Annotated in this window: 15 protein-coding genes and 1 pseudogene; 12 read left to right on the top strand and 4 right to left on the bottom strand. The window is 67.5% G+C overall.

The annotated features are described in order from the left end of the window. The 5 genes from H7X47_RS24880 to H7X47_RS24860 all read left to right on the top strand — a co-directional run bounded on the left by H7X47_RS24880 (position 1) and on the right by H7X47_RS24860 (position 5,740). Positions 1–663 carry an FAD binding domain-containing protein gene (locus H7X47_RS24880; RefSeq protein WP_437126590.1) on the top strand — a complete coding sequence of 221 codons (663 nt, stop codon included), beginning with the start codon at positions 1–3 and terminating at the stop codon, positions 661–663. 241 nt (positions 664–904) lie between these two features. Beyond that, a complete protein-coding gene (locus tag H7X47_RS24875; protein ID WP_193371489.1) occupies positions 905–4,024 on the top strand; it encodes an intermembrane phospholipid transport protein YdbH family protein in 3,120 nt (1,039 codons plus the stop codon). A gap of 145 nt (positions 4,025–4,169) precedes the next feature. Beyond that, the gene (locus H7X47_RS24870) at positions 4,170–4,373 is read left to right on the top strand and encodes a YnbE family lipoprotein (RefSeq protein WP_227010795.1); all 204 of its coding nucleotides are present in this window, start codon (positions 4,170–4,172) and stop codon (positions 4,371–4,373) included. A 50-nt stretch (positions 4,374–4,423) separates the two neighbouring features. Further along, positions 4,424–4,762: a YdbL family probable chaperone protein gene (locus tag H7X47_RS24865; protein WP_193371488.1), complete on the top strand. Its 339-nt coding sequence runs from the start codon at positions 4,424–4,426 to the stop codon at positions 4,760–4,762. 48 nt (positions 4,763–4,810) lie between these two features. After that, positions 4,811–5,740, top strand: coding sequence for an AAA family ATPase (locus H7X47_RS24860; RefSeq protein ID WP_193371487.1), 930 nt, complete (start codon positions 4,811–4,813; stop codon positions 5,738–5,740). Between the two features lie 30 nt (positions 5,741–5,770). Here the strand turns inward: H7X47_RS24860 and H7X47_RS24855 are convergent, their stop codons facing one another. Then, positions 5,771–6,001, bottom strand: a complete 231-nt coding sequence (locus tag H7X47_RS24855; protein WP_193371486.1) for a hypothetical protein — start codon at positions 5,999–6,001, stop codon at positions 5,771–5,773. 167 nt (positions 6,002–6,168) lie between these two features. Between H7X47_RS24855 and H7X47_RS24850 the strand changes: the two genes are divergently transcribed. From H7X47_RS24850 to H7X47_RS24830, 5 genes are all read left to right on the top strand, one after another. Next, positions 6,169–7,425: a vWA domain-containing protein gene (locus tag H7X47_RS24850; protein WP_193371485.1), complete on the top strand. Its 1,257-nt coding sequence runs from the start codon at positions 6,169–6,171 to the stop codon at positions 7,423–7,425. After that, positions 7,407–7,748, top strand: coding sequence for an XdhC family protein (locus H7X47_RS24845; protein WP_193371484.1), 342 nt, complete (start codon positions 7,407–7,409; stop codon positions 7,746–7,748). Before H7X47_RS24850 ends, H7X47_RS24845 begins: the two co-directional genes overlap by 19 nt. After that, complete coding sequence (locus H7X47_RS24840; RefSeq protein WP_193371483.1) at positions 7,745–8,488, top strand: XdhC family protein; 744 nt, start codon at positions 7,745–7,747, stop codon at positions 8,486–8,488. Before H7X47_RS24845 ends, H7X47_RS24840 begins: the two co-directional genes overlap by 4 nt. Beyond that, positions 8,485–10,116 carry an NTP transferase domain-containing protein gene (locus tag H7X47_RS24835; RefSeq protein ID WP_193371482.1) on the top strand — a complete coding sequence of 544 codons (1,632 nt, stop codon included), beginning with the start codon at positions 8,485–8,487 and terminating at the stop codon, positions 10,114–10,116. Before H7X47_RS24840 ends, H7X47_RS24835 begins: the two co-directional genes overlap by 4 nt. Before the next feature lie 228 nt (positions 10,117–10,344). After that, entirely contained in the window at positions 10,345–11,538 is a 1,194-nt protein-coding gene (locus H7X47_RS24830; protein ID WP_193371481.1) for an adenylate/guanylate cyclase domain-containing protein, read from the top strand. Here H7X47_RS24830 and H7X47_RS24825 read toward each other — a convergent pair. Beyond that, complete coding sequence (locus H7X47_RS24825; RefSeq protein ID WP_193371480.1) at positions 11,525–12,319, bottom strand: alpha/beta hydrolase; 795 nt, start codon at positions 12,317–12,319, stop codon at positions 11,525–11,527. The two genes, H7X47_RS24830 and H7X47_RS24825, sit on opposite strands and share 14 nt — an antisense overlap. Positions 12,320–12,524: 205 nt before the next feature. On the opposite strand from H7X47_RS24825, the gene H7X47_RS24820 reads away from it, so the two are divergent. Further along, entirely contained in the window at positions 12,525–12,962 is a 438-nt protein-coding gene (locus H7X47_RS24820) for a hypothetical protein (protein WP_193371479.1), read from the top strand. Positions 12,963–12,972: 10 nt separating this feature from the next. On the opposite strand, the gene H7X47_RS24815 is transcribed toward H7X47_RS24820, so the two are convergent. Both H7X47_RS24815 and H7X47_RS24810 read right to left on the bottom strand, forming a co-directional pair. Then, complete coding sequence (locus H7X47_RS24815; protein WP_193371478.1) at positions 12,973–13,356, bottom strand: VOC family protein; 384 nt, start codon at positions 13,354–13,356, stop codon at positions 12,973–12,975. Between the two features lie 16 nt (positions 13,357–13,372). After that, a pseudogene (locus tag H7X47_RS24810) lies at positions 13,373–14,116 on the bottom strand (aldolase); the annotation flags it as partial. 157 nt (positions 14,117–14,273) lie between these two features. Here H7X47_RS24810 and H7X47_RS24805 point away from each other — a divergent pair. Further along, a partial coding sequence (locus tag H7X47_RS24805) for an S-(hydroxymethyl)glutathione dehydrogenase/class III alcohol dehydrogenase (RefSeq protein WP_193371476.1) occupies positions 14,274–15,379 on the top strand: 1,106 nt, incomplete at its 3' end.

Below are 15,379 nucleotides of genomic sequence, written 5' to 3'. Positions count from 1 at the left end.
ATGTACGACTTCAATCATCATCGCCCCGCTTCCGTGGAAGACGCCGCCAAGGCGCTGACCGGGGCCAGTGACGGCAAGATCCTGGCCGGCGGCCAGACCCTCATCCCGACCTTGAAGCAGCGTCTCGCCAGCCCCTCCGACATTATCGACCTGGGCGGCATCGCCGCCTTGAAGGGAATCAAGGAGGAAGGCGGCAACATCGTCATCGGCGCCATGACCACTCATGCCACGGTGGCAGGTGACGCCACGGTGAAGGCCAAGATCCCGGCCCTCGCCGCCCTGGCCGACGGCATCGGCGACGCCCAGGTCCGCAACCGCGGCACCATCGGCGGCTCCATCGCCAACAATGATCCGGCGGCGGACTATCCGGCGGGCTTGGTCGGGCTCGGTGCCACGGTCCATACCAACAAGCGGGATATCCCGGCCGACGACTTCTTCCTCGGCATGTTCGAGACGGCCCTGGAGGAGGACGAGATCGTCACCGTCGTGACCTTCCCGGTGCCGGAGAAAGCGGCCTACGCGAAGTTCGCCAACCCGGCCTCGCGCTACGCCATCGTCGGCGTCATGGTCAGCTCGGGACCGGCCGGCGTGCGGGTGGCCGTCACCGGAGCCGGCCCCCGCGCTCTTCCGCCTCGGCGACCCCGAGGCGGCGCTGGGCGGTAGCATTTCGCCCGACGCGGTTGCCAACATCAGCGTGTCCTCCGACGGGCTGAACAGCGATCTCCATGCTTCGGCGGAATACCGCGCCAACCTGGTGGGCGTGATGCTGAAGCGGGCGGTCGCCGCGGCGGGTTGACCCCCTTCCGCAAAAACTGCAGAGAGAATACTGGGGCCGGCCCGCCAGGACCGGCCCCCTTTCTTTTGCGGAATCGCGTTCCCGCGCCTGCTGCGCTAACTTTCCCTTATGTCACAAGGTGATGTCCCTGCGCGGCGCGGCGCCCGCCGCTTCCTGGTGGTCTTCGGCCTGCTTCTGCTGGCCGCCGTCGTCGCGGCCGTCTTGCTGCGCGCGCCCCTCGCCACCCGCGCCGCCGTCGCCTACCTGCAGGACCAGGGTGTCACCGTCCAGGATCTGGAGGTCACAGGCCTAACCCCCGCTGCGGTCACGGCGCGCAACGTCGCCCTGGGCGATGACCGCGAGGTCGCGGCGCAGGAAGTCGCCCTCGCGCTGGCCTGGGAGGGCCTGACGCCGCGGGTGACGCGGGCCGAGATCACCGGGCTGCGGCTGCGCCTCGACGTCACCGGCGAGGCCCCGCTGCTGGGCAGCCTGCAGCCGCTGCTGGAGCACTTCACCGGCGATGCGAAGGAGGCTGCCGGCAGCGCCGGGCCCGCCACGCAGACGCCCTCCACTCCCCCGGCGGTCCCGGTCGTCACGCTGACCGACGCGCAGGTGGACTTCGCCACCCCCTCAGGCGACATGACCGCCGAGCTCACCGGCGTCGTGGAACCCGCCGAAGACGGCGGCCTGCTGGCCAGCAGCACGCTGAACCTCGACAGCCCCCTCGGGCGCTTCCACGCCCAGCTGGAAGGGCGCCGCGATCCCGCCGGCGTCCTGCAGGTCACCGCCGGCCTCAGCGAGGGCTTGCTGAACTGGGAGGGCCTGACGGTCGGCGGCTTCAGCGGACGGCTCTCCGTGGAGGGGCTTGGCGGCGACGCCCCCCAGGCCAGCGCCGACCTGGATCTCAGCGACCTGCGCTACGCGCCGCGCGAGGGAGCACCGCTCGACCTTTCCACCGGACGGCTGCGGATCGTCGGCAACCCGCTGCTGAGCGAAGCGAGCCTGCACCTCAAGGGCGAAGGCGAAGACCTGACGCTCGAGGTCACCGCGAGCGCGCCGCCCGCGGCAGCGGCGCGCCGCGAAGCGCGGCTGACGCTGCAGGGCGAGGTGCGCAGCGCCGGCGGCCTGGCGCGCCTAGTTACCCTGCCCGGCCCGCAGATCACCGCCGGAACCCTGATCGTGCAGGCCGAAGGGCGCAGCGTCCGGAGCGCCGAGGCGGCCCTGCCGCAAACCCTGGAGTCCCTGCTGGCGCAGCTGTCCCAGGCTGAACTGACCCTGAAGGGCGACGCCATCCTGGCCGACGTCAGCCTGGCCGACGGCACCGAGGGCCTCTCCGCGCACCTGCCGCTGGTGGCCGAGAGCAGCGGCCGCACGCTGACCCTCACCCTCAGCCAGGACGCCGCGGTGCGGGTGGAGCACCCGGCCATGGCCAACCTGCGGCGCCTCGGTGCACCAGAGGAGCTGTTGCCGCTCATCACCTCCGGCCTGTCCCTGACTCTCAAAGCCGGCGGCGACCTGCCCTTCGCCATCGCGGCCTCCCCGCCCTGGCCGCCGCGCGAGGCCAAGGTCGCCGTGGCGGCCCAGGGCAGCAGCGACCAGGGCCTGCAGATCACCGCCGCCATCCAGGGCGACGCTACCCTGGGCACAAAGCAGCAGGTGACGGGCTTCAAGGGAAGCGTCGAGGCGAAAGGCGCCCTGAAACGCTACACCCGGGCCGGGCGCGTGGTGGAGAACCTCTCGCTCACCCTGCCCCTCGACGTCGACTTCGGCCCGCAGGGGCTCGACCTTGCGCTGACCCGCGAGGGACGGCTGGCAATGGATCAACTGGGCGGCACCCTGCCGCTGCGCCTGGAAGCCCCCCTGGCGTTCAGCCTCAGCGAAGCCCAGTTCCACGTCGAGCCCGAGGCCGCGGGATACCGCTACCGCCTGCGGGCGGTCGAAAACAACGGCGCGGAGCTGCAGGTCGTTGCCGAGGACACAGCACAGGCGCTGCGCCTCGGCGCGTTTTCCCTTGCCGTCGGCGGGCTGTCCAGCGACAGCGGGGATTTCGAAGCCTGGAGCGAAGTCCACGTCGACAACGTCGAGGTGCCGGATCGCGGACTCACCACCGGCAAGCTGTCCGCCGAGGTCGATTTCGACCGCAGCTTCCGGCCGGCCTCCGGTCGCTTCGGCGTCGTCGCCCTCCAGGCCGCGGTCCCGGACCCCGTGATCGCCCCCTTGATCCTGGACGGCAACTTCTCCCGTCGAGGCGCCGGCTACGACGTCACGGCCCACCTTTGGCTGAGCGATGGGGCCACCGCGCTCGCCGATCTCACCGCCCGCTACGAGGACAGCGGCGCGGCCCGCATCGAAGCCGCCAGCAAGCTTCTCGCCTTCGCACCGGACGGCCTGCAGCCGGCACAGCTCTCCCCGCTGCTGGCGTCCCTCGAGGAGGTGGACGGCACGTTCAACGCCAAGGCCAGTTTCGCCTGGCCGCGCGACCCGGCGGCCGAACAGGGCCGGGTCATCCTCAGCGGGCTGTCCTTCAGCGGCCCTGTGGAGGTGGAAGGCCTGGATCTCTCCTTGACCCTGGACAGCCTGCTGCCCCCGACTGCCAAGCCGGGCCAGCAACTGACCCTCAGGCGCCTGGAAGCCGGCGTGCCGGTGGAGAAGATCGCGGTAGCCTTCTCCATCGCCTCCCCGCCGCGCCTGCGCATTGCGGAGGGTGGCTTCGACCTGGGCGGCGGGCGTTGGCACATCGAGCCGGCGGACCTCGATCCCGCGGCGGCGCAGAACCGGGTCGTCCTGGGCACCGATGCCCTGGACCTCGACACATTCTTCCGCCTCATCGGGGTCGAAGGCCTGGCCGGCAGCGGCACCCTGAAAGGCAAGGTCCCCATCGTCTTCGGCGCCGACGACATCGTCGTCGAGGACGGCCGCTTCGAGGCCCAGGGTCCGGGCCGCCTGTCGTTCCGTTTCGAGGCGCTGCGCTCGGCGCTCGCCGGCGGCGGCGAAACCGTCGAACTGGCAATCCAGGCGCTGGAGGACTTCCACTACGAGAGCCTCTCGGTCACCGTCAACAAGACCGCCGCCAACGACGCCACGGTCCGCCTGTCGACCCTGGGGCAGAACCCGGCGGTGCTGGACGGCCAGCCCTTCCAGTTCAACATCAACCTGGAAAGCAACATTACCAGCGTCCTGGAGGCGCTGCGGCTGGGCTACAGCCTTTCCGACGACGCCCTGCGCCGGGCCTGGAAGCTGGGGGATTGAGCGTCTTGTACGGAGTGGGGATAAACGGCAGTCTTCTTACGAATCACCCGGTAGATCGCATAGCAGCGGCAAGGCTTGGTTGCTATGTTAGCTTTGTGTTTCGGCCCTCTTTCCGAGAGGGTTCCGACAGAAGGGGAGAGACGAATTGAGCAGCTTTAGCGGTCGTGACACCGCTCTGGGGGGAATTCTCCTCTGCTTCGCCATCGCCGCCTGCACCCCAAAGGTCCAGGTTGAAGCGCCGAAGGAGCCGATCACGATAAACCTGAATGTGAAATTGGACGCGGAAGTCCGCGTAAAGATTGAAGAACAGGCGGAAAAGGATATCCAGCAAAACCCGGATATCTTCTAGCAGGCGCTTCTTTCCAGACAAGGCCACGGACAGACCCCAAAGGATCGATCATGACACGGCGTTGGTTCTCACTCCTCTCCCTCCTCATGGCGGCGACGCTGGCGCTGCCGCTGCTCGCCGCCCCGGCTTCGGCGCAGTCCCTGGACGACCTCCGGGCCACCGGCAGAATCGGCGAGCGCTTCGACGGCTTCGCCGTGGCGCGCGATTCCGACCTCAAGGACGCTGTCGTCGAAATCAACGCCAAGCGCCGCGAGATCTACGAAAAGGAGGCCGCCAAGCTGGGCGTCTCCCTGGGCGAGGTCGGCAAGGTCTACGCCGCGAAGATCGTCAAGCAGGTGCCCGACGGCACGTGGATTTTGACAGCCGACGGGGATTGGCTGCAAAAATAGGGGCCGTCCCACCGCGGTCCCACCTCAGATAGAGCGAGTTCTGTTCCCATGGCCGATCGGGCCCCCCTGCCCAATTCCGTTGACGATACCCTGAGCCTGCTGGCGCGCGGCAACTACATCGGCGAGCGCAACCTGGCGACCGTTCTCTTCCTGGCGCTGAAACGCTGCCGGCCGCTGTTCCTGGAAGGCGAGGCCGGCGTCGGCAAGACCGAGATCGCCAAGGTGCTGGCCGAGACCCTGGGCCGCCGGCTGGTGCGCCTGCAATGCTATGAAGGCCTGGACGTCTCCGCGGCAGTCTACGAGTGGAACTACCCGCGCCAGATGGTGGAGATCCGCGTTGCAGAAGCCGCCGGCCAGCAGGACCGCGAGAAACTGAGCGGCGACATCTTCGACGAACGCTTCCTCATCGAGCGGCCGCTGCTGCAGGCGCTGCGCCCCGACGAACGCGGCGCGCCGGTGCTGCTGATCGACGAACTGGACCGCACCGACGAGCCCTTCGAGGCCTTCCTGCTGGAGGTACTCTCCGACTTCCAGATCACCATCCCCGAGCTGGGCACCATCGCCGCCGCCGAGCCGCCGATCGTCATCATCACCTCCAACCGCACGCGCGAGATTCACGACGCCCTGAAACGCCGCTGCTTCTACCACTGGGTCGACTTCCCCAGCGCCGCGCGCGAGCTGGAAATCCTGAAGGTGAAGGCGCCGCAGGTGCCCGCCGAGCTGTCGCGCCAGATCGTCAGTTTCGTGCAGGCGCTGCGCAACGAGGACCTCTTCAAGGCACCTGGCATCGCCGAAACCCTGGACTGGGCCGAGGCCCTTACCCAGCTCGACAAGGTGGCGCTCGACCCCCAGGCCGTGGACGACACCCTGGGCGTGCTGCTGAAGTACCAGGACGACATCGCCAAGATCCAGGGCAGCGAGGCCGCGCGCATCCTCAGCGAGGTGAAGTCGGAGTTGACCGGACTGGCCATGGCCTGAGGTCCGCGGCCCCGCCGGCCGGATCCGGTTTCAAGGAAGCTCGGGGACCGTCGCGCTGCCGGGTAACCGCAGCGGCTCCGCCGCAGGGGCGCCTTTCTCCTCCTCAGGCGACAAGCTGGCGGCCAGCGCCAGCAGCAGCCCTGCCAAGGCCCCCAGGGCCATCCTGAAAGCCAGGCGGTCGCCGCCATAGGGAATGGGGATCAAGCCGTCGCGACTCAGGCTGTCGCGCGGGCCGTGGGAGGGGCAGTTCGGTGTCGCCATATCTCATCTCCTTTGCTGCAGGGCGCATGCCCGCGGTTTCGCTCAGGATGTGCGGCCGCAAACCCCCGGCGACAAACGACATCTCCTCATTCCATGGCCTAGAATTTCTCATAGGCGAGACGCGGGCGCCGCTGGGCGGCGCGGCCCGGCTGCGCTAGGATCGGCCCATGGTGGAAGCACAAGGCAATGCCCCGGAATATGCGGGTCCCGGCGGAGACGGCGGGCGCATGGCGGAGAACATCCTCTACTTCGCCCGCACCCTGCGCGCCGCCGGACTGCCGGTCGGCCCGGGCAAGGTGCTCGACGCCCTGAAGGCGATCGAGGCGGTGGGCCTGGGCCGGCGCGACGACTTTTACTGGACCCTGCACGCGGTCTTCGTGAACCGGCGCGACCAGCAGGAGCTCTTCGACCAAGCCTTCCACGTCTTCTGGCGCAACCCGGAGATCCTGCAGCGCATGATGGCGCTGCTGCTGCCCGACATCACGCCCCTGGCCGGGCAGAAGCCCGACGCGGCCGAGGAGCTGAGCCGCCGCCTGGCCGACGCCATGCGGCCCAAGGACGGTGAAGACCAGGAGCCCGACCGGGAGGAGGAGAAGCAGGAGATCGACGCCGCCCTCACCTTCTCCAGCAAGGAGGTGCTGCAGACCACCGACTTCGAGAAGATGTCGGCGGCCGAACTGGCCGAGGCCAAGCAGGCGATCCAGAACATGCGCCTGCCCATCATGGAGGTGCCGACCCGCCGCTTCCGGCCCGGCGGCGGCCGGCGCGCCGACCTGCGCGCCACCATGCGCGCGGCGCTGCGCCAGGGCGGCGACACCATCCCCCTGCGCTTCAAGAAGCCGCAGCGCCGCCACCCGCCCCTGGTGGTGCTCTGCGACATCTCCGGCTCCATGAGCCGCTACTCGCGCATGCTGCTGCACTTCATGCACGCGGTGACCAACGACCGCGACCGCGTTCACACTTTCGTGTTCGGCACCCGCCTGACCAACATCACCCGCCACCTGCGCCAGAAGGACGTCGACGTGGCCATCGAGAAGGTCGCCGAGAACGTGGTCGACTGGGCCGGCGGCACCCGCATCGGCGCCTGTTTGCACGATTTCAATGTCACCTGGGCGCGGCGGGTGCTGGGCCAGGGCGCCGTGGTGCTGCTGATCTCCGACGGCCTGGACCGCGACAACGCCGAGAGCCTGGAAAGCGAGGTCGAGCGCCTGCACAAGTCCTGCCGGCGGCTGATTTGGCTGAACCCGCTCTTGCGCTACGATGGCTACCAACCAAAATCACTGGGGGCGAAAGCCTTGATCCCGCACGTGGACGACTTCAGGACGGTGCACAACCTGGAAAGCCTGAGCGACCTCTCGCAGGTCCTGAGCCGGCCCGCGATGCGGCGTGAGGAAGGAATGACGACATGGCGAACGGGAACGTGACGACAGGAAAGGCAGAGGACCTGCTGGCCGAGGCCGCGCGCTGGCGCGACGAGGGCCACAAGGTGGCCCTGGCCACGGTGGTGACGACCTGGGGCTCCTCGCCGCGGCCGGTCGGCAGCCAGCTTATCGTCGACGATACCCTGCGCCTGCAGGGCTCGGTCTCCGGCGGCTGCATCGAGGGCGCGGTGGTGCACGAAGCCCAGGCTATCATGGAGGGTGCGCCGCCCAAGCTGCTGGAGTTCGGCGTCAGCGACGAACAGGCCTGGGACGTCGGCCTGGCCTGCGGCGGCACCGTCAAGGTCTTCGTCGAGAACGTCGAATGAAACGCGAGATCCTCGACCGGCTGCAAAAAGCCCGCGCCGCCAAGCAGCCGACGGCGCTGGTCACGGACCTGACCGACGGACGCCAGCTCCTCCAAGCGGACGGGGACAACCTGGGTGAGTTGTCGCTCGACGCCGGCCAGCAGGCCGCGGTGACGGCGGCCATCACCGCCGACCGCAGCGGCCCGCTGCCCGAGCACCCCAACCTCTTCGTCCACGTCTACAATCCGCCGCTGCGCCTGCTGGTGGTCGGCGCCGTGCACATCTCCCAGGCGCTGGTGCCCATGGCGCAGGTGGCCGGCTACGAGGTCATCATCATCGACCCGCGCAAGGCCTGGGCGAACGCCGAGCGCTTCCCCAGCGTGCAGCTCATCGACGACTGGCCCGACGACGCCATGACCGCCCTGGCGCCGGACCACCGCAGCGCCGTGGTGGTGCTGACCCACGATCCCAAGCTGGACGATCCCGCGCTGGGCGTGGTGCTGCGCTCGCCGGCCTTCTATGTCGGCGCCCTGGGCAGCCGCAAGACCCACGCCAAGCGCATCGAGCGCCTGCGCGAACAGGGCCTGGGCGACGACGAGATCTCCCGCATTCATGCACCCATCGGTCTCGCCATCGGCGCCAAGAGCCCGGCGGAGATCGCCATCTCCATCATGGCGCAGATCACCCAGGTGCTGCACGGCGTGCCGCCGCTGGTGAAGGCCGGGCAGCCCGAGGCGGCCCCCAGGGAGATGGTAGGGTGATCTTCGGCCCGACAGCCGTGGCCGAGGCCGAGGACTGCATCCTCGCCCACTCGCTGCGCGGCACCGGCATATCCTTCAAGAAGGGCCGCCGGCTCTCGGCGGAGGACATCATCAGCCTGCAGGCCGCCGGCATCGCGGAGGTCATCGCCGCGCGCCTGGAAGCCGAAGACGTGCACGAGGACGCGGCGGCCACGGAGTTGGCCGAGGCCCTCACCGGCGCCGGACTGACTGCCAGCGCCAGCTTCACCGGGCGTTGCAACCTGATGGTCGCGGAGCGCGGCGTGCTGGTGGCCGAGCGGGCGCGCATCGACGCCTTCAACCTGGTCGACGAGACCATCACCCTGGCGACCCTCGCGCCCTACGACCTGGTCGAGCCGCGCCAGATGGCGGCAACCATCAAGATCATTCCCTTTGCGGTGACCCGACAAGCGCTCGACGCCAGCCTCGCGGTGGCGCGCAGCGGCCCGCCGCTGCTCAGCGTGGCGCCGCTGGCCGCGCGCAGGGTCGGCCTGGTGCAGACGCAGCTTTCGGTGACCAAGGAGAGCGTGCTGGACAAGACCCGGCAGGTGATGGACCAACGCCTTGCCAGGCTCGATTGCCCGGCCACCGTCGAGCGGCGCTGCGCCCACGACAGCGACGCCGTGGCCGAGGAACTGCGGCTACTCGCCGGCGAAGGCTGCGAGATCCTGCTGATGTCCGGCGCCTCGGCCATCGTGGACCGCCGCGACGTGCTGCCCTCAGGCCTGGAGGCGGCCGGTGGCAGCGTCACCCACTTCGGCATGCCGGTCGATCCCGGCAACCTGATCCTGCTCGGCGAGTTGCAGGGACGTCCTGTCGTCGGTCTGCCGGGCTGTGCCCGCTCGCCCAAGGTCAACGGCTTCGACTGGGTGCTGCAGCGCCTCGTCGCCGGCCTCGCGGTGACGCCGCAAGATGTCATGCGCCTGGGCGGCGGCGGCCTGCTGAAGGAGATCGCCGCGCGCGGCCTGCCCCGCGCCGAGGCGGTGGAGACCCAGGACGGCGCGCCGCGCGCCGCGAAGATCGCCGCCGTGGTGCTGGCCGCCGGACAGTCGCGGCGCATGGGCAAGGTGAACAAGCTGCTGGCACAGGTTGACGGCAGGCCGATGGTGACACACGTCCTCGACGCCCTCACCGCCTCCCAGGCGCAGCCGCTCGCGGTGGTGACCGGCCACGACTACACCGCGGTAGAAGCCGCACTGCCGAAGCGCGGCTTCACCCTGGCCCACAATCCCGATTACGCCAGCGGCCTTTCCTCCTCGCTGCGCCGCGGCCTGGCGGCGCTGCCGGAAGACATCGACGGCGTGCTGGTCTGCCTGGGCGACATGCCGCGCGTCTCGCCGGCCGTCCTCAACCGCCTCATCGCCGCCTTCAATCCGCTGGAGGGCCGCGCCATCTGCGTGCCGACCTGGCAGGGCAAGCGCGGCAACCCGGTACTCTTCGCCCGCCGCTTCTTCGCCGAGATGCAGGAGATCGCCGGCGACACCGGCGCCCGCGCGCTGATCGGCGAGCACGCCGACGTGGTCTGCGAAGTGCCGATGGACGACGACGCCGTGCTGCTGGACGTCGACACGCCGGAAGCGCTGGAGGCGCTGGGCGCCCCTTCCGCGTGACGCGGCTGCGTCCCCTTGATGGCAGGTCGATCGCCATGACGCAGGGCTGCCGCTCTGTGGTTGAGAGTTCCTGAGCGATGCAAGTACAAGGCGGTCCGGCATTTGGATGCAGGCCATCGCGTCTAGTTGTTGTACCTTTTCTCGTCTATTCTTTTTCCTACCTGTTCGCCTTCGCGCGCGACGCTCTGAGAAGCGATTTCCGCGCCTAGGTCAGATCGGAGACCGCCGATGAACTATCCCGTTCCCGACAACGAGGCGGAACGTCTCGCTGCGGTCGAAAGCTATCGTGTCACCGATACGCCGCCCGAGATGTCTTACGACGACATCGCCGAACTGGCGGCGCAACTCTGCGCCTGCCCGATTGGATTGATCAATATCATCGCCGACACTCGGGAATGGCTTAAGGCGAAGTACGGCCTGCCGCCGAACCTTGCCTACCTGCCCCGCGGCACCTGCTGCTCAACGGCAATCTGTAACAACGATCTGCTCGAGGTGAAGGATCTCGCTGCGGATGCGCGCTTCTGCGATCAGGCCGCGGTAAAGAACGAGCCACACTTCCGGTATTACTGCGGCATGCCACTGATCAATCAGGAAGGCTATGCTTTGGGGACGGTCTGCGTGTTCGACTTCGAACCGCGGGAGTCTTCCTTTGAGCAGCTTGACTCGCTGCGTCGCCTGGCGCGCGAAACCATGACCCATCTGGAGCTGCGGCGGAAGCTCATCGAGCTTAGCGGCGCCCGCAAGGCACTGGAAGAAGAGAAACAGAAGTCGGAGAAACTGCTCCTCAACATCCTTCCCGCCAAGATCGCCAAGGAGCTAAAGGCCGATGGCGAGGTCGTGCCCCGCTACCATGACAGCGTCACGATCATGTTCACCGACTTCAAAGGCTTCACACGCATTGCGGAGAGTTCCGAGCCGCACACCCTGGTCAACGACCTGCACCAGTATTTTTCCGCTTTCGACGAAATCATCGAGCGGCACAATCTGGAAAAGCTGAAGACGATCGGCGATGCCTATATGTGCGCCGGCGGCCTGCCTGAGGCGAACCGCTCCCATCCGCTCGATACCTGCCAAGCCGCCATCGAAATCCGTGACTTCATGTCTCAGGTGAACCGGCAGCGCCAAAAGATGAAGCTCGTGCCCTGGGAACTGAGGATCGGTATTCATACCGGCCCCGTCATGGCGGGCGTCGTAGGCCGCAAGAAATTCACCTACGACATCTGGGGCGATGCCGTGAACATTGCCGCGCTGATGGAGTCCAACGGCGAGCCCGGCCAAGTCGTGCTGTCCGATGCCACCTACCACCGCGTCAAGGATCAGCTCGACTGCGAGCACCGAGGGATCATCGAAGGCAAGAACAGGGGATCCCTGGACACCTATGTCCTCGTCGGAGAGGCTGCCCGTAGAGCTAGCGCGTCCTGAGGAACTCGATCACCTGGCGCACCACCTCGGGGTCATCCAGGATATCGGTGTGCAATGCCGTGGGGTGCCAGATCGCTTCCTTGGGTTCGATCGCCGCTTCGAAGAGTTTGCGCCCGAAGCGGACCGGCACCACCGGATCGTTCTCGCCGTGCAGGATCAGCAGCGGGCAGCGGATGGTGTGGATGCGCGACTGCGAATCCCAGGGATCGCGGAGCAGCGGGCGCACCGGCAGGTACCAGTAGTGCGCCGCCGCCACGTCGGCGATGGAGCTGGGCGGGGCTTCCAGGACCAGCGCCGAGGGCGGCCGCTCGCTGGCCATCTTCACCGCCACGGCCGTGCCGAGCGATTCCCCGAAATAGACCAGGCGGTCGGCCTCGTAGCCCTGGTGGTGCGCCCAGTCGATGACCGAGCGCGCGTCGGCGGAGAGACCCGCCTCGCTGGGGCGTCCCGGATTGCCGCTGTAGCCGCGGTAGCCGGTGGCGAGCAAGCCGAAGCCGGCCTCGATGAAAGGCCGCATCTTGGCGACGGCGTTGTTCAGGTCGCTGGCGTTGCCGTGGAAAAAGACGATGAGCGGCAGTTCGGGATCGCTGGGCGCATGGAACCAGTGGGTCAGCGTCAGTCCCGGATGGCTGTCCGTCTCGACGCTCTCCAGGCCCGGCAGGTTGTGGTCCTCGACGCGCGGGTTCACGGCGGCGGCCGGATAGATGAGGTTGCGCTGGGCGAGGAACATCACCAGCACGATGAAGACGTAACCGCCTAGCGCTCCCCAGACCCAGACCATCAAGCGTTTCCTCATCTACCCACCAGTTCGTGCAAACCCGAAGCCCCATCGAGACCTACAGCTTAACTGAAAACAATTCACAGTCGTTAACGAACCCAACTATTGCGCGATTTCGCCCCTGAATTCAAAATGGCTGGAATTCGCCGTTTCGCGGCATGGCCTCCTGCGCCTCGGAGCCGCACCACAGCAACCAGGGATGAATCTCATGTGGCGACTCGCTGCGCGCTTGGCCGCAATTCTGGCCTTTTTCGCCCTCAACAACCTTCCAGCTCTAGCCGCATCACCAGCCTATGACGACCCGGAGCAAGTTCTGGATGAGATCTTCAATCCACTGCTCGCGAATGACAGGGAGCCTTTCTCCGAAAAGATGGAAGAGCTCTTCGCCGAGAGCGGCCGGCAGATCGAAAACCTTGTTTTCGACGGGTTCCTCGCCGAGGGAGAGACTTTCGAATACCTGGATCTTCTGCAGGAAGAGGCGCTGGGTAACACTTTCCGCCGATACCTCTACGTGCTGCGCACCTCGACAGAGGACTTCCTGTTCATTCGCGTTTCCCTTGGCAAGGCCTCAAGAGGCTGGGTTGCCTTCGACCTCGATATCAAGAGCGAACTCAGCAAGCTGCTGCCGGATTGGGATGATCCGTGACACCACTCGCCTAAGGCCAGCTATTGGCGCCCTTCGGGAAATCGGCCCGCTGCGGCTTCACCACGCAGAAGCGGTGGCCGCTGGGCGCCTCCATCACCCACCAAGTGCGGACCTGGGCGACCCGCTTGGCGCCCAGGGCCTCCAGGCGCTTCACCTCGGCCTCGATGTCGTCGGCCTCGATGTCCAGGTGCACGCGGCTGGGGTGCGTGACCTTCTGCAGCAGGACAATGGGTTGGCCTTCGGCTTCCTCCAGGTCGCGGTAGTTCTCCTCACCCTCTTCCGGGCTCCGCGGCCGGACGGCCATGCCCAGGGCCGCGCCCCAGAAGGCCGCTTCCCTGTCCAGGTCGTCGGTCTGGCAGTCGATCGCCAGGCAGGCAAGTCGGCTGTGATGCATTCCTATTCCTCTTTCGCTAGCTGGCGTAGCTGCAGTCCTCGGCGTCGAGCAGGCGCTTCAGCGCGGTGAAGTGCGCCTCGGCATAGTGCTGCTCGGCGGCCGGATCCTTGAAGGTGGCCCCGGCGATGTTGTCGCTGACCCGGCGCAGCGGGCGCCCGGTCGAGTGGGCCAGCACCTGCACCTGGCAGGCGCGCTCCAGGTAGTAGAGGTCCTCGAAGGCCTTGGCGATGTTGGGGCCGACCACCACGACGCCGTGGTTGGCGAGGAACAGCACCCGCTTGTCGCCCAGGGCGCCGGCGATGCGCGCGCCCTCCTCCACCTCTGTGGCGATGCCGTTGTAGCTGCCGTCGTAGGCGACGTCGTTGTAGTAGCGCAGCGCGTTCTGGCTGATCGGCTCCAGCGGCGTATCCTCCAGGGAGGTCAGCGTCGTCGCGTAAGGCATGTGGGTGTGCAGCACGCAGGCGGCGCGCGGGTGTTCCCGGTGGATGCGCGAATGGATGCAGAAGGCCGTGGTCTCCAGCTCGCCGCCGCCCTCCAGCACCTTGCCGTCGTGGTCGACCAGCAGCAGATCGCTGGCGGTCAATTGCGACCAGTGCTTGCCGAAAGGGTTCACCAGAAAGGCGTCCGGGCGCTCCGGCGGCGCATAGCTGAAATGGTTGCAGATTCCCTCGTTGAGATCGAAGCGGGCGGCCAGGCGCAGCGCGGCGGCCAGGTCGATGCGTGCCTGGGTCAAGGCGTCATCCATCAGGTCGTTCTCCGTAAGACTGTTTGCGCTATCATAGCCGCAATCCCCCTGTCCGGCCTAGTCTCAGCTAGCCAAAATTGTGTCGCCCCCTGGGGTGGCAGGCTGCCTTCCCGGGTCCTACACTGCCCTCCTTCGACAAGATTCCAAACGACAACGTCTTCAGGGGGAAGCGATGGACGTGCGCGCTGCGGTGGCATTCGAGGCGGGCAAGCCGCTGGAAGTGACGACGGTACAGCTTGAGGGTCCGAAGGAAGGGGAAGTCCTGGTCGAGGTTAAGGCGACGGGGATCTGCCACACCGACGCCTTCACGCTGTCGGGGGAGGATCCGGAGGGTCTGTTCCCGGCGATCCTGGGCCATGAGGGCGCGGGCGTTGTGGTGGACGTTGGTCCCGGGGTGAGGTCCTTGAAGAAGGGCGACCACGTGATCCCGCTCTACACGCCGGAGTGCCGGGAGTGCGAGTACTGCCTCAACCCCAAGACCAACCTCTGCCAGGCGATCCGCTCGACCCAGGGCCAGGGCCTGATGCCGGACGGCACCAGCCGCTTCTCGATCGACGGCAAGCCGGTGCTGCACTACATGGGCTGCTCGACCTTCGCGAACTACTCGGTGCTGCCGGAGATCGCGCTGGCCAAGGTGCGCGAGGACGCACCCTTCGACAAGATCTGCTACATCGGCTGCGGGGTGACCACGGGGGTCGGCGCGGTGGTGAACACGGCCAAGGTTGAGCCGGGTTCCAACGTGGTGGTCTTCGGGCTGGGCGGCATCGGGCTGAACGTGATCCAGGGCGCGCGGCTGGTGGGGGCCGACAAGATCATCGGCGTCGACCTGAACCCGGCCAGGAAGGCGCTGGGCGAGAAGTTCGGCATGACCCACTTCGTCAATCCCAAGGAAGTGGACGGCGACGTGGTCGCCCACCTGGTGGAGCTGACCGGCGGCGGGGCCGACTACTCCTTCGAGTGCATCGGCAACGTGAACACCATGCGCCAGGCCCTGGAGTGCTGCCACAAGGGCTGGGGCGTGTCGGTGATCATCGGGGTGGCCGGCGCGGGCCAGGAGATCGCCACGCGGCCCTTCCAGCTGGTCACCGGACGGGTGTGGAAGGGCACCGCCTTCGGCGGCGCGCGCGGACGCACCGACGTGCCGCAGATCGTCGACTGGTACATGGAGGGCAAGATCAACATCGACGACCTGATCACCCACACCATGCCCCTCGACGAGATCAACAAGGGCTTCGACCTCATGCACGAGGGCAAGTCCATCCGCTCCGTCGTCGTCTA

It is taken from the genome of Pelagibius marinus (assembly GCF_014925385.1).
In the GTDB taxonomy this organism is placed as follows: Bacteria; Pseudomonadota; Alphaproteobacteria; order Kiloniellales; family Kiloniellaceae; genus Pelagibius; species Pelagibius marinus.
This window is presented reverse-complemented; position numbering and strand designations above follow the sequence as displayed.